This is a genomic window from Mycetohabitans rhizoxinica HKI 454, assembly GCF_000198775.1.
Classification (GTDB): domain Bacteria; phylum Pseudomonadota; class Gammaproteobacteria; order Burkholderiales; family Burkholderiaceae; genus Mycetohabitans; species Mycetohabitans rhizoxinica.
In genome coordinates this window covers 1,447,899-1,461,613 of sequence record NC_014722.1, presented here as the reverse complement: position 1 = coordinate 1,461,613, position 13,715 = coordinate 1,447,899, and the positions used below count along the sequence as shown (strand labels likewise).

At 60.3% G+C, this 13,715-nt stretch carries 11 protein-coding genes and 3 pseudogenes; 3 read left to right on the top strand and 11 right to left on the bottom strand.

Features of this window, described 5'->3' with window-relative positions; genetic code table 11:
• Positions 1-236: 236 nt before the first annotated feature.
• Positions 237-387, bottom strand: a pseudogene (locus tag RBRH_RS21280) (transposase); the annotation flags it as partial.
• Between the two features lie 637 nt (positions 388-1,024).
• Here RBRH_RS21280 and RBRH_RS06820 point away from each other — a divergent pair.
• Positions 1,025-1,669 (top strand): MarC family NAAT transporter, encoded by a 645-nt coding sequence (locus RBRH_RS06820; RefSeq protein WP_041753532.1) that lies wholly within the window; start codon positions 1,025-1,027, stop codon positions 1,667-1,669.
• Between the two features lie 133 nt (positions 1,670-1,802).
• On the opposite strand, the gene RBRH_RS06815 is transcribed toward RBRH_RS06820, so the two are convergent.
• On the bottom strand, positions 1,803-2,705 hold the full coding sequence (locus RBRH_RS06815; RefSeq protein ID WP_041753530.1) for a LysR family transcriptional regulator: 903 nt from the start codon (positions 2,703-2,705) through the stop codon (positions 1,803-1,805).
• Between the two features lie 103 nt (positions 2,706-2,808).
• Between RBRH_RS06815 and RBRH_RS06810 the strand changes: the two are divergent.
• Positions 2,809-3,537, top strand: a pseudogene (locus RBRH_RS06810) (MFS transporter); the annotation flags it as partial.
• Between the two features lie 67 nt (positions 3,538-3,604).
• Entirely contained in the window at positions 3,605-4,738 is a 1,134-nt protein-coding gene (locus tag RBRH_RS06805; RefSeq protein ID WP_041754276.1) for an alkene reductase, read from the top strand.
• 188 nt (positions 4,739-4,926) lie between these two features.
• Here RBRH_RS06805 and RBRH_RS06800 read toward each other — a convergent pair whose 3' ends face one another.
• The 9 genes and pseudogenes from RBRH_RS06800 to RBRH_RS20170 all read right to left on the bottom strand — a co-directional run.
• A complete protein-coding gene (locus tag RBRH_RS06800; RefSeq protein WP_041753528.1) occupies positions 4,927-5,790 on the bottom strand; it encodes an alpha/beta hydrolase in 864 nt (287 codons plus the stop codon).
• Positions 5,791-5,875: 85 nt separating this feature from the next.
• Positions 5,876-6,592, bottom strand: coding sequence for an ABC transporter ATP-binding protein (locus RBRH_RS06795; protein WP_013435336.1), 717 nt, complete (start codon positions 6,590-6,592; stop codon positions 5,876-5,878).
• Positions 6,589-7,359 carry an ABC transporter ATP-binding protein gene (locus RBRH_RS06790; RefSeq protein WP_013435335.1) on the bottom strand — a complete coding sequence of 257 codons (771 nt, stop codon included), beginning with the start codon at positions 7,357-7,359 and terminating at the stop codon, positions 6,589-6,591. The genes RBRH_RS06795 and RBRH_RS06790 overlap by 4 nt, the downstream gene beginning before the upstream one ends.
• Entirely contained in the window at positions 7,356-8,393 is a 1,038-nt protein-coding gene (locus RBRH_RS06785) for a branched-chain amino acid ABC transporter permease (RefSeq protein WP_049786379.1), read from the bottom strand. Before RBRH_RS06785 ends, RBRH_RS06790 begins: the two co-directional genes overlap by 4 nt.
• Positions 8,394-8,407: 14 nt before the next feature.
• Complete coding sequence (locus RBRH_RS06780) at positions 8,408-9,325, bottom strand: branched-chain amino acid ABC transporter permease (RefSeq protein ID WP_013435333.1); 918 nt, start codon at positions 9,323-9,325, stop codon at positions 8,408-8,410.
• A gap of 12 nt (positions 9,326-9,337) precedes the next feature.
• Positions 9,338-10,543, bottom strand: a complete 1,206-nt coding sequence (locus tag RBRH_RS06775) for an ABC transporter substrate-binding protein (RefSeq protein WP_013435332.1) — start codon at positions 10,541-10,543, stop codon at positions 9,338-9,340.
• 171 nt (positions 10,544-10,714) lie between these two features.
• On the bottom strand, positions 10,715-11,752 hold the full coding sequence (locus RBRH_RS06770; protein WP_049786458.1) for a LysR substrate-binding domain-containing protein: 1,038 nt from the start codon (positions 11,750-11,752) through the stop codon (positions 10,715-10,717).
• Between the two features lie 1,053 nt (positions 11,753-12,805).
• A complete protein-coding gene (locus RBRH_RS06765; RefSeq protein ID WP_157864371.1) occupies positions 12,806-13,081 on the bottom strand; it encodes a hypothetical protein in 276 nt (91 codons plus the stop codon).
• A 410-nt stretch (positions 13,082-13,491) separates the two neighbouring features.
• A pseudogene (locus RBRH_RS20170) lies at positions 13,492-13,704 on the bottom strand (8-amino-7-oxononanoate synthase); the annotation flags it as partial.
• Positions 13,705-13,715 lie beyond the last annotated feature (11 nt).

The window sequence follows — 13,715 nt, the reverse complement described above, 5'->3', positions numbered from 1 at the left end:
ATTCCCTAAGAGCGACGTCGCAGTACATCATGACGGTGGACCACGCTGATATGCGCGGATTAGCTACTGCATGACAGAAGTCCACCCAATGAGCCTTCCGCTATCTAGCGCCGCAAGTCGGATGCAATTCGTTACGTAGCGTCCTCGCGGATGACTCGTGTGCCGGGCTACGCCGCCTTTAGGAAACGCTTCCTCCATCGTCAGGTTAATGGGCGAGCGCCGCGTCAGGCGGGAAATGTCTCGCGCGATATGGCAAGCGACAGCCATACCATTAAACTGGCGCGGGTGCGTGAAGCGGGACAAGTCGTCAAGTTCGGTGAGCCTACCCACTGCCGCGGTGAACTGCACGCCACGCATCGTCTGCAAGCCCAGAACGGCGCAGATAAAAGCGCTAGTTGACGACCACCAGTCCCAGGTAAAGCGTACTAGCATGTCGACATTTGACTACTTCACGTCTTCCGCAAGCTCTGTGCCCGATTGTCATGGGCTGCTATGAAGAATGAACATAGCGAAGACAACGAAATGTACATCGACTCAAATTTTTTGTTACTGAGCTAGACTCGTTGCTTCAAATATCTTGCTACCTGTCAGAAGACTGGCCAGCGGATTGACTCGTACTTCACCGCCACACCGCGCTTGAACAGCCGCTCCGCGATATCATGCAGGCCCAGGCCGACGCGAAAGTACCAGCGTACGTAAACAGATGCGAGTGCGGGAATTCCACCAAGCGAACATTTGCGCGTGCAAGCCGTTTCAGCATTTCGAGCATGCGCAGCAGCAGAGCAACGCACTCGATTTGGAAAAATATTTTGAATTATTCGGGGCGGGAAAAATTTGCTTCAGCCTAGATGTGCGAAAATACAGGCTGCACGAAACATTCGGATAGTCCCGCTCATCATTGTATTTTGCAGTTGGCACAGCCGATGCTTACGAAAGCAGGAGCGAAATATGCAAGGAAACTGATAGGCGGTCCACAATCTGGAACAAACGGCATGAGCTATGCACAGAAAAGGAGCACAATAGTATGAACGACTATCTGAGTTATGTTGGGATTGGCCTGATAACACTCTTACCGATCATCAATCCGATTACTAGCGCCAGCGTATTTCTCGGATTGAGCGCTCATATGAGCCCCGCGCAGCGCAATCAGCAGATCAACTTGACCGCCCTTTATGTACTGATATCGTTATTGGTCTGTTTTTACGCAGGCAGTGCCATTATGAGCGCATTCGGTATTTCGGTTCCGGGAATGCGTGTCGCGGGAGGGATGATTGTTACCTATATTGGTTTTGGAATGCTTTTCCCAAAATATCACGAGATTGAGGCACAAGAGAAAATAGCGTCAAAGCATCCATCAAATGTGGCTTTTATTCCACTTACCTTGCCCGTGACCGTTGGACCAGGCGCGATCGCGATGATTGTTAGCGATGCTTCAGCAATCCACCGAACGGGTGGGTATCGTCTAATCGATCATCTTGTCGTGCTGACCGTCGATATTGCGCTTACATTGATCCTGTGGATGACTTTGCGCAGCGCATCACGGGTGCTTCATTTGTTAGGAAGGTCTGGCACCGATGCCATTTCCCGAGTAATGGGTTTTATGCTGGTCTGCATGGGGGTTCAGTTTGGGTTAAATGGGCTGCACGGGGCCTTCATGGCGTCAGAATGACCGTTACGCGGTTCCCGGCGAGTGTGCCGCGGGATGCGAGACTTGCCACTATGCTCAATGCAATGCCAGTATACGGTAACCTTTGACGCGAAAGCGGTAAAAACAGCCGGCATGAAGCTGATCAAGTAACAAGCTACCGCCCGAATTCGGTGTCGCGCACCGCGTCGACTAGATAATCGACGAACGACGCAATGCGCGCCGAAATCGCGGTATTGCGATAGTAGACCGCATTGATCGGCTGCCGGACGTCTTGGGTCTGACGCGGGAAAAGCTCCACGAGCATCCCGTCGCGCCGATCACGCACGGTCATAAAGTCGGACAGGCACACGACACCGGCACCCGCCAGCGCGAGTTGCCGAAGCGTTTCTCCGCTTGACGACCAGATCGTTGGCGTAATGCGATACGGCTCTTGGTCCGGCCCCAATATCGGCCAGACATTGAGCGCCTCTGGCTGGTTGAATCCTAGCAGCGCATGCCTTGTCAGATCTTCAACGCGCTTTGGGTGGCCATGGGCTTCTAGGTACGCGGGGCTCGCAAGGATGCGCAAGCGGCTACGGCCCACGGCTTTGCGATGCAGCGTGGAATCCTTTAGCGCCCCAATCCGGATGGCCACATCGGTGCGCCGCTCCAGCAGATCGATGATGCCTTCGTTACTGTTAAGTTCCAATTCGACGTGCGGATAGCGCTCACGGTAACCCTGCACGAGGGGGACAATCACATGGAGCATGAACGGCGTGGCCGCATCCACACGCAGCCGCCCCGATGGCCGCTCGCGGTACGCGGCCATCCGCTCCTGCGCGCTCTCTACCGATGCGATGATCGCTCGGGCGTCGCTTAGAAACGCCCGCCCTTCCTCCGTCAGCTCTAGGCGGCGCGTGGTACGGCGCACCAGCGTAGTTTTAAGCTTCTCCTCCAGCCTTCCCAAGGTGCGGCTCGTGGCTGAAATGGTCAGGCCGAGCTGTTGCGCGCCGGCGGTGATGGAACCGGTGTCGACAACGCTCACAAGCGCCTGCAACTCGTCCAGTGTGATCTTCATTTTTGATTTCAAATCAAAACGATTTCGTTTATAGACGACTTTTTAAACAAAAGTAAAGCGTGCACACTCCGTCCCGTCTTCACCGAAGCCAGGACTGTAAGCCATGCCCCTCGCCCTCCTCGCGCTCACTATCAGCGCTTTTGCCATCGGCACGACCGAGTTCGTGATCGTTGGTCTAATACCGACGATTTCGTCCGACCTCGGCGTCAGCCTGCCCTCCGCCGGCCTCCTCGTGAGCCTGTATGCGCTTAGCGTCGCGGTCGGGGCACCCGTGCTCACCGCCCTGACCGGGCGCGTGCCGCGCAAGCTCCTGCTCGCGGGACTGATGGCGTTTTTCACCATAGGCAATCTCATCACCTGGCGCGCCCCCAATTACGACTCGTTGATTGTGGCGCGGGTCCTAACCGGCCTCGCCCACGGCGTCTTCTTCTCCGTGGGCTCGATCATCGCAACGACGCTCGTTCCGAAGGACAAGGCGGCTAGCGCGATCGCAACCATGTTCAGCGGCATGACGGTCGCCTTCGTTGCAGGTATTCCGCTCGGTACCTTTATCGGTCAGCACTTCGGCTGACGAGCAACCTTTTTCATTGTGGCCAGCTTCGGCTTGATCGCGTTTTTCGGCGCCATGGCCTTCGTTCCGCGCCAACTCGCGCATACGCATCCTGCCGGGCTGCTCCAGCAGTTCCGGGTGCTCGCCCAACCGCGTCTCGCGCTGGTCTATGCCATGACTGCAGTGGGTTACGGCGGCTCGCTCATCGCCTTTACGTTCATGGCGCCGTTGCTCGAGCAGATTACGGGATTCTCGCCATCCGAGGTCAGCGTCGTGCTCGTCTAACCCGACAAAGTCCATTTTGAACGTTCGCGGCAATTACGCCGTGAATCCAATCAGGAAATACATCATGAACTGTGATCCGCTTTTCCAGCCGCTCCAACTCGGCGCACTGACCCTGCCCAACCGCATCGTGATGCCGCCGATGACACGCTCGCGCGCAAGCCAGCCCGGCGACGAGGCCAACGGCCTGATGGCCGAATACTATGCGCAGCGCGCCGACGCCGGCCTCATCGTGAGCGAAGGCACGTATATCGCGCCGCTCGGCAAGGGTTACGCGTGGACGCCCGGCATCCACACGTCAGGCCAGATCGACGGATGGCGCAAGGTGACGGATTCGGTTCATGCCAAAGGTGGCCGCATCTTCGCGCAGCTCTGGCACGTGGGGCGCCTGAGTCACACGAGCCTGCTGGGCGGCGAGCAGCCGGTGTCGTCATCGCCGCTTCAGGCTAAAGGCGTGAACGTGTTCATCGCCGGCGATGAGCGCGGCACGCCGGGCTTCGTTCAGGCTTCCCAACCACGTGCGCTCAGCATCGACGAGATTGGCGAAATCGTGGACCAGTACCGCACGGCAGCGTGCAACGCGATCAAGGCGGGCTTCGACGGTGTCGAGCTGCACGCCGCGAACGGCTATCTCGTCAACCAGTTCATTGATTCGAACGCGAACACGCGCACCGATGAATACGGCGGGCCGCTAGAAAATCGTCTACGTTTCCTCGACGAGGTGGCGCGCGCGCTCATCGAAGGCACGGGCGACGCGCAGCGCGTGGGCATCCGGCTCGCGCCGCTCACCACGCTCAACGGTTGCGAAGACGCGGACCCGGAAACGACCTATCTCGCAGCGGCAAAGCGGCTCGGCGAGATCGGCGTGGCCTACGTCCATATCGCCGAAGCCGACTGGGACGACGCCCCCCACATGCCGCTCGAATTCAAGCGCAAGCTGCGTGCCACCTATTCAGGCATACTGATCTATGCGGGCAAGTACACGGGTGAACGCGCGCGCGACGCCATCAAAGCGGGCTGGGCCGACCTCATTGCGTTCGGCCGTCCGTTCGTCGCCAATCCCGATCTCGTGCAGCGCCTGCGCCGTGGCGCACCGCTCGCGCAGCTTCATCGCGAGACGCTGTTCGGCGGCGGCGCGAAGGGCCTCACGGACTATCCAGTGCTCGACGAAAATCGTGCGGGTGTCATGGTATCCGCGTGACCAGAGAGGCCGTAAAAAATTCCTTCTGCGCGCGGCTCGATCGTATGGCTAGCCACATCGGTGCCATGGCGCGGGGCCATGCTATCGTACCGGCAAGCCGGACGCTATGAGCGACACATCTGCCGACATCAGTGGTCGCCAGAAACTCTCCTTTGGCATGACGCATCACTGGCCGCAACCGCCCCGCTCTACTGCAGCAGCGCCAGCACGGCGTGAAGCAGTTCGCTGGATGGATCGGCGAGTTCGTTGACCAAATTGAAATGATGGCAATCTGGCTGCTGCACCAGTCGGACCGGCAATCCTTTTGCGACCAGCAGTTCATGGAAATGATAGGTCTGGTGCTTGAAGCCGGCTGTCTCTAGTCCCCCGACCGCCAATACTACCGGTGGTCCGTCGTGCGGCAGCCGCAACGCCGGGCTGAGCAACGCCGCTTGCTCCGGATGGAGCCGTAGCCATTCGTTGACGTTGATGTCGCACAACGGCCGAATATCGTAGAGTCCGCTCAGGCCGACGATTCCCTTGATGACGTCGGACGGAACCTCGAACGCGCGTTGCCAGTCGTCGCCATACAGCATGCCGGCCAGATGCGCTCCCGCCGAGCTGCCACAGACGATGATCCGCTGGACATCGATGCCATAGGTTCCGCCATGGCGATACAACCATGCGAGCGCGCTGCGCACCTCGCGAACGACTTCGGCAAGCGTCGCCTCAGGCAATAGTGTGTATTCGACCATCGCCACCGCCACACCGTGGCTCGTCAGCGCTTGCGCCATCGAGCACGCGTCTTCCTTGCGCTGCGAACGCCAGTATCCACCGTGAATGTAGACGAAGAGCGGCGCGGGCTGGCGGGCCGCAACGGCCGGAAAGATATCGATGCGCTCGGCCTGTCCCATGCCATAGCGTTGGTCGAGTATCGCCGGGCAGGCTTGCCGGGACTGCTCGGCTAGCTGCGCGTATAGGCGCATTTGCGCATCGAAGTCGGCTACGGAGGCGCGAGCATTGTACTGAACCGCGCGTTCAGCGAGGTCGGAAAACGTCAAGTCAAACGGCATGATGGTCCCGCTGTCAGTTCGAAATGCATGATACGCCGCAGCCACTGCCGCGGCGGCATGATACGCTGCGCCAGCTGCCGTGTCGCTAGATGCTTAGGTGCACGCTCAACTTGTCCGCCTGCGCCTGCAGCTGTGCCGAGTCGCCGTGCCAGACCACGCGTCCCTTGGACATCAGGTAGTGATGGTCCGCAATCGCCAGTTGCGATGCGAGGTTCTTGTCGATGCAAAGAATCGCCAATCCGGTCCGCTTCAGTTCAGCAAGGCATCGCCAGATTTCCGCGCGAATCAACGGCGCTAACCCTTCTGTCGCTTCGTCCAAGATCAGCAGGCGCGGATTGGTGAGTAACGCGCGGCCGATGGCAAGCATCTGCTGCTCCCCGCCGGACAGGTTCGAAGCGAGGTTACGCTCGCGTTCCTTGAGCCTTGGAAACAGCTGGTAGACACGCTCCAGCGTCCATGGCCCCCCTGGCCGCGGATGGCCGGCGCGTGCCGTCGCGACAAGATTCTCGCGCACCGTCAAAGTCGGGAAGACGTGTCGGCCCTCGGGCACGAGACCGATGCCGGCCCGCGCGATCCGATAGGACGCGCTTGAATGCACCGACTTACCACCGAGCCGGACGGCGCCCGTGCAACTGCGCAGCAAGCCGGTGATCGACTTGACTGTCGTGGACTTGCCCATCCCGTTACGACCCAGCAGCGTCACGAACTGTCCGTCGTCGACCATCAGATCGACACCGAACAACGCTTGGCTGCGGCCATAAAACGCTACCAGCGATTTGACTTCAAGCAATCGGCCCGTCATACGTGTTTCCCTTTGCCGTGCAGTGCCGTGTCATCACCGAGGTAAGCTTCGCGTACGCGAGGATCAGTGCGGATCTCGTCGGCACGGCCTGTAGCAATCGGCTTGCCGTAGACCAATACAGTGATCCTGTCGGCCAGTGCAAAGACCGCATCCATATCGTGTTCCACCAGCAACATCGCATGACGGCCTTTGAGTTCGTGCAGCTGTGCCATCATGTTCTCTGACTCGGCCTGGCTCATGCCTGCCATGGGCTCATCGAGCAACAGCAGCTTAGGCCGGCCGGCGAGCGCCATCGCCAGCTCTAATTGACGGTGCTCGCCATGCGCCATCTGCGCCGCGCTTACATGCGCACGCTGCGCCAATCCGACACGCTCGAGCAGCGCCAGTGCGGGCTCACGCACGCGGCTCTGGCGCGCGAGCGCGCCCCAGCAGCTAAAGCGCCGCGGCCCGAGCGCATTGACCGCAAGCATGACATTCTGCAGTGCGGTATAGTCCGGGAGCACAGATGTGATCTGGTATGAGCGTGTCAAGCCGCGCTGCGCCCGTTGACTGATGCTTGTCGATGTCACGTCGCGGCCGTCAAACTTGATCGTGCCTGCATCCGGGCGCAACTCGCCGGCCAGTTGCGCGATCAGCGTGCTCTTGCCGGCCCCGTTCGGCCCAATGACCGCATGGATCTCGCCCGCCTCGATCGTCATGCTGAAATGGTCGGTCGCGACAAAGCCGCCATAACGCTTGACCAATCCCGTCACTTGCAACAAACTCATACTTGCTCTCCCGTCGCACGGGGGCTACGGGCCGTGCGTGCGCCGAACGACTCGAGCAGCCCTGCAAGCCCGTGGCGATTGACGAGCACCGCCACCACGATCAATGGTCCCATGACGAGCATCCAGTGCTCCGTCATTGCCTTGAGCCCCTCTTCTGCCAACACGATCGCAAACGCGCCGAGCACTGCGCCGATGAACGTGCCGGCGCCGCCGATCACCACCATCACGATCAGATCGCCGGACATCGTCCAGGACAGATACGACGGAGCCACGAATTGGGTCAGGTTCGCGAACAACATGCCAGCGACGCTTGACAATACCGCGGCAACGACATAGGCAGCCCGTTTGCATCGCGTAGTGGGTATACCAAGCGCCTGCATCCGGCGCTCGTTAATCCGAATGCCACCTAGTGTCATGCCCATTGCAGTGTGCAGGAAGTGTCTGCCGAACGCGAGTAGCGCCATCAGCAGGCATGCGGATACGACGTATAGCGTGAGCGGATCAGTCAGCTGCACGGCGCCGAACTGGCTGCCGGCAGCCAGCGCGAAGCCATCGTCGCCCCCATACTCGCGAAGACCGACCGCAAAAAAGTAAAACATCTGCGCGAACGCCAGCGTAATCATGATGAATGCGATGCCGCGGGTGCGCAACGCGATGGCCCCAGTCACCACAGCCACCAGTACACTGACCGCGACCGCACAAAGCAAATGCAGCCAGCCGCTGCTCACGCCGTGTTGCGCGAGCATCCCGGTAGCATAAGCGCCCAGCCCAAAGAACAGCGCGTGTCCAAAGCTCACGAGACCGCCAACGCCCAATATCAGATCCAGCGACATGGCGGCGATGGCGAGAATCGCGATGCGCGTGACCAACGTCAGTAAAAACGGCTGCTGGGTCGCCTGTGCGTAGAGCGGCACCGCGATCAACGCGGCCATGATCAGCCATGACATCCTGCCAGTGAGCGTCGCGCGCGCGGGTGACTCGTGGCTGCTCGATGTTGAACGCGCCGTACGGCGCGCGGCTAATGGGATCGACATGATCGTCCGCCTATTCAGTGTTTGACCGAAAAAAGCCCTTGCGGACGCCACGCGAGCACGGCCGCCATCAGGATATAGATCAGCATCGATGCGAGCGCAGGCCCGGCGCTGTCAGCGGCGCTGCGCTCCAGCAACTCGCGCAGCGCCACCGGCAGCAGCGTACGGCCGAGTGTGTCCACCACGCCAACGATCAGTGCTGCATAAAAGGCACCACGGACCGATCCGATCCCGCCGATGACGATGACCACCATCGTCAGGATCAGAACGGGCTCGCCCATGCCAGACTGCACGGACAAGATCGGGCCGGCGAGCAACCCGGCAACGCCTGCCAGCGCAGCGGCGACACCGAACAACAACGCATTGAGCAATCCCATGTTGACGCCCAGCGCGGCGACGATGTCACGATGGGTTGCGCCCGCACGAATCAGCATGCCTATGCGGGTGCGATGAATGACGACGTAGCAACTCAGGGCAATGCCAATACCGACGGCCACGATGAGCAGCCGATAGACGGGGTAGTTGATGCCGAATACGTCGATGGCGTCGGACAACGAGGGCGGCACTTCCATATAGTAGGGAGAAGGACCCCATAAAGTGCGGGCCAGTTCGTTGAAGAATAAGATCAGCCCGAACGTGGCCAGCACCTGATCGAGGTGGCTTCGTGCGTAGAGGCGGCGGAATATTCCCGCTTCCAGCGCGATGCCCACTACCATTATGGCGGGAACGACGGCCAGCGTCGCCAACATGAACGAGCTTGTCAAGTTATATACAAACGCGCCGACAAAAGCGCCTATCATGTAAAGTGAGCCGTGCGCCAGGTTGACGAAGTTTGCAATACCAAACACAAGCGTGAGGCCGGCCGCCATCAGGAACAATAGAATGCCGAGCTGCAGGCCATTGAGGCACTGCATGATCGCCAACGTCAGGTTCATCGTGGCATCCGCTCAGTTCATGTTGCACTGCTGCAAGACCGGCGTGCGGGACTTCGGCACGATCGGGTTCTTGCTCTCGAACGCGGCACCGGTGGCAGTGTGCACGACGTCGACGCGATAGAAGCCGGCACGGGGGAATTGGTTGGATTCCAGGCTGAAGTCACCTCGCACCGATTGAAAACGCGCGGTGCGCAGTGCGGCACGTAGCGCATCGCGATCCGCCACGTTACCCTTAACAGCCGACAACGCAGCATCGAGCAGGTTCGCCGCATCATAGGATTGCGCCGCGTACATCGATGGCTTGCGCCGGTACTTGGACTCGAAAGACGACGCGAATTGTGCGTTCTGGGCGTTCTTCAGATCAGGCGCATACGGTGCGGCGGTAATCGCGCCAACTGCGCTCTCTTTGAGTGCCGGTAATGTCGTGCCATCGATCGTCGAGACCGAAATCAACGGGACCTTGCCCAACAAACCGGCCTGCCGATACTGCTTGACGAAGTTCACGCCCATGCCCCCCGGATAGAACACATAGACGGCGTCCGGCCGCGCAGCCTGCAACTGAGCCAATTCGGCCGAGTAATCAGGCTGGTTGACCTGCGTGTACACTTCATTAACAATCGTGCCGCGGTAATCGCGCTTGAAGCCGGCGATCGCGTCACGTCCCGCCTGGTAGTTCGGGGCCATCACATAGACGTGCTTATAGCCCAAGTCCTGCACCAATTGCCCCCCTGCTTCATGCAGTTCGTCGTTGTTCCACGAGGTCGAGAAAAACAGCGGCGAACACCCCGGTCCGGCAAGCTGCGTGGGACCGGCATTGGAACCGATCAGGAACACGCCGGCGCTGGTTACCGGTTTGTGGATCGCCATCATCACGTTGGAGAACGTCACGCCGGTGATGATTTTCACCCCATCGCGATTAATCAGTTGTTGGGCTTCCTGGAGGGCGATATCCGGTTTGAGCTGGTCGTCCTTGCGCAGCACCTGAACCGGTACGCCGCCCAGCTTGCCGCCTTTTTGCTCGACAGCCAGCATGAATGCATCGTATTGGTCCTGGCCGAGCGCGCCGCCTGGACCCGACAATGTCCCAATGAAGCCGATTTTCAGCGGCCTCGGCTCGGCGGCTTGCGCCGGCATTGGGTACAGTACGGCAGCGGCCAGCGCAATCAGCATGCGGACGCCGCGACGACGCGGCGTGGAGTGATCGACTCGGTCGGTCATGCGTGGGTCTCCTGACGAGGCTGTTATATCGATTCAGCAGACGGCGCGGCGGCCCGGCCCCGGTATGCTGCCGCATCGCCGCGGCGACCTGCCCGAGCTGCGCGTCAGGTCTACGAAACAGATCAGTGCAGCCAGTCTAAGCGGCACTGAGTGTAAACAATAATAACCTTTTCAGGATGCGCTATTCCCTACCGTTATAGTAGCGATTTGTCCGCTGTCGAGCGCGTCGTGTACCAAGGCTGCACTTTCCCGAAGGCAGGCGATGAAGCGCATGCATGCAGGGCTGATTTTCTTGTTTGCGCGGACTGAAAACCCCACGGCGCCAAAGTCCGCCGCCTCGGTGATCTCGACAATCGCCAACAAACCCGCATCGACGAACTGATGTGCGGCGGCGCGCGGCATCAGCGCTGCGCAGGGCCGCTCGAGCAACAAGCCGAGATTGGTCAGCATTGACAGCGACTCGACACGATCGGCCGGCATCGGCAAGCCGGCGTCATGGAACAGCCGTTCAGCCCGCAAGCGGACTGGAGAATCGCCAAGTGGCACGATCCACGGCAAGTGCATCAAGTCGGCAAGGCCCGGTTGCGCGGGCAGGCCTGCCGCATGCCTAGCACCGACCACCACGCACATCGATTCCTGGAACAGGACCTCGTGCTGCAACGGGAACGCATTGGCAAGCGGCAGCTCGCGCTCGGGCAGACGGCCGACCACGATATCCAGGTCGCCGGTCGCCAGCGCCGGAAACAACTGCGCAGTCGCCCCCTCACGCACCGTGATCAGCATGTCGGGCGCCTGTTCCTTCAATTTGCAGATCGCCACCGGCAGCAGCCGGGCCGACGCCGATATCAGCGTGCCGACGATCACGTGTCCGGCCGTGCCGCTTTGCAGAGCATTGACCTCGTCGGTCAGGTAACGCAGTTCGGTGAGCATCGATTTAGCACGACGGCCCAGCAGCCGACCCAGTTCCGTGGGCACGACGCCGCGGTTCGTGCGCTCGAACAATGCCTCGCCGAAGAATGCTTCCAACTCCTGAATGGACTTAGTCAACGCCGGCTGCGTCATGCTCAACTCGTTGGCAGCGCGTAGCAGTGACCCGCTGTCGATGACCTGGGCGATTAGGATCAGTTGCTGCAACTTGAGCTTGCGCGACAGCGAAACGTGCGTGAGCTTATGGGTATGCGGCAAGGGTTGGTGTACGTTTTCGTTCATCGTGAAGTCTCGTCGATCCTCCATATATCGTCCCAAGCGAGGGCGCGGCAGCACGGTCCCTTATCCGGATCCCATAGCGTAACGCAGAAATGCGCGGTCCCGATCATCCGCATACAGCGTGAGCATCCCCGCCGTGCCTGCCGTCGATCTGACCTATCGGCCGATATTACTGTTTGGACTATAACGGCCTGGAATTTTCATTATTTTTTTGCTTACCGGCCCCTAGATTGGGCGGGCCTTTTCCGACACACCGATCGGTCTGCGTAGGTGCCGGCGGGCATCTACCTGTCTGCCCCGCTAGTGCAAGCGGGCGTTGATCGAAGGAAGCCAGATGAAAAATATAACGATGCTTGCGGTGGCCTGTACTTGTGTCGGTGTGGCAGCGCCTTGCCCTGCTTCCTAGACAGGCAAATCGCCTAGCCAATTTAAAGATGTTCTATCCGATCGACGGCGCTATATGCACCGGCCGGCTATGCCGCATCATGCGGTATTGGATCGCGACGGTGCAGATTACAGTACTTTGCATGACTTAATAGCTAGTGGTAACTTTGGCACTACGAGATTCGTGACCGGTATGCGCAGACAGTTGCGATCGGTATGCGCAATCGGTATGCGCAGACAGTTTTAATTGGGCAGCCCGCAATGCAGGCCAGCACCTTCAGGTGAATCTACGGCACGCCGGTGCGCAATCAATGTCTAACCGTACGCATCCGGTCAGCGGCGCAGAATACGGCTTGAGCAGGCACGCGTTCGCGCAGTGGTCGCAGACGCCGCGCATGCATCGCAGGTCGCAATACACTGCTGCCGTCCATCCTGATCCATCTCGATTCGTCCAGTGGCACATTCCGCGCCCCGCCGACGGCCGTAGTGCGGAGCGCACTGCTAACGCCTAAGCTTGGAAGGCTGTGGCTGCTCAGTGAGCCCGCTCTTGTCGGTGTCAAAACCCAGCCCGTTCTTTCGATCACTGGGCGGATGGTTCCCCGCGCCGCCATGGTGACGCGTGCCGTCGGCACTGCCGCCGGATTGTTGCATCGGCGGCGTGACCCGCTTCGCCTACGCCGCCACTGGGTCCGGCGTCGCCGACGCCAGCTTCACTTGTGCCGCCGCATCAACAGGCCCCCTGTCGGCTGAGCGACTGCCAGCTGGGCGATCCGTCGTACCCGCGAGTGCTGCCCGCGGCACAGCGGCGACGACGCAGCAAACCAACCCCAATGCGGCCAGGCCGAGGTGTGGCCATGACGGCCGCGAAGCCCTGGACACCTGCCGCTGCGCCCATTGTGCGTGCCGACGGGCGCGCGTCACGTGATCCGAATAGCGTTGATGTCCCATGATGCTCTCCATTGTCGCAATTCGAGGTGGTGTTAAGCATTTCCAATGCCTGCGCCCGCCCGTACGTCCTCCTGCCTTCTGGCCGGCATCGATCGCGGCGTCGCGGCAATCGCCGCGGTGCGTGCCCACGCGGCTCAGGCCAATGGATGGGGCTCAGGTACTTCAGCGACATTTGCCAGCATCCTGTCATCCAGACCGAACTGCTCGTGCAGTGCGCCCCAGCCGAGCGGCGTAACTTGCACGGCGCGCATCGAAGCATGCGCGTCGCCGCGGAAAACGCGCGCGGCATCGATCTGTGTGTGGCCTTCCCGATACGGCAGCGTGGACTGCCCATCGGCACCAGTATCGATTAGGATGTCATCGCCACGCCGGCCAGTACAGTCTCCAGCCGCTCCAGGTCTTCGTCCGTGTGCGCCATAGCGTCGCGCGCCATCGCCCAACGCTTGGATCAACGCTGGATGCGCGGCAAGTCCCAGATAGTCGTTACTCGCAAAACCCACGATGCGTCGCCCGTCCACGCTCATCCGCGTGCTGCATGCGCTGTCGGCAATGCGCCGATGCCGGCGCAAGTGCTCTGCATCGAGCGCCGACAAGTCGCGCCCGAGCAATTCGATCAACTTCATGCGAGTTTTTC

Excerpts from the sequence above, each read along its gene's own strand:
- RBRH_RS06820 (WP_041753532.1), top strand. The coding sequence starts at position 1,025 with ATGAACGACTATCTGAGTTATGTTGGGATTGGCCTGATAACACTCTTA.
- RBRH_RS06815 (WP_041753530.1), bottom strand. The coding sequence starts at position 2,705 with ATGAAGATCACACTGGACGAGTTGCAGGCGCTTGTGAGCGTTGTCGAC.
- RBRH_RS06780 (WP_013435333.1), bottom strand. The coding sequence starts at position 9,325 with ATGAACCTGACGTTGGCGATCATGCAGTGCCTCAATGGCCTGCAGCTC.
- RBRH_RS06795 (WP_013435336.1), bottom strand. The coding sequence starts at position 6,592 with ATGACGGGCCGATTGCTTGAAGTCAAATCGCTGGTAGCGTTTTATGGC.
- RBRH_RS06790 (WP_013435335.1), bottom strand. The coding sequence starts at position 7,359 with ATGAGTTTGTTGCAAGTGACGGGATTGGTCAAGCGTTATGGCGGCTTT.
- RBRH_RS06805 (WP_041754276.1), top strand. The coding sequence starts at position 3,605 with ATGAACTGTGATCCGCTTTTCCAGCCGCTCCAACTCGGCGCACTGACC.
- RBRH_RS06785 (WP_049786379.1), bottom strand. The coding sequence starts at position 8,393 with ATGTCGATCCCATTAGCCGCGCGCCGTACGGCGCGTTCAACATCGAGC.
- RBRH_RS06770 (WP_049786458.1), bottom strand. The coding sequence starts at position 11,752 with ATGAACGAAAACGTACACCAACCCTTGCCGCATACCCATAAGCTCACG.
- RBRH_RS06800 (WP_041753528.1), bottom strand. The coding sequence starts at position 5,790 with ATGCCGTTTGACTTGACGTTTTCCGACCTCGCTGAACGCGCGGTTCAG.
- RBRH_RS06765 (WP_157864371.1), bottom strand. The coding sequence starts at position 13,081 with ATGGGACATCAACGCTATTCGGATCACGTGACGCGCGCCCGTCGGCAC.
- RBRH_RS06775 (WP_013435332.1), bottom strand. The coding sequence starts at position 10,543 with ATGACCGACCGAGTCGATCACTCCACGCCGCGTCGTCGCGGCGTCCGC.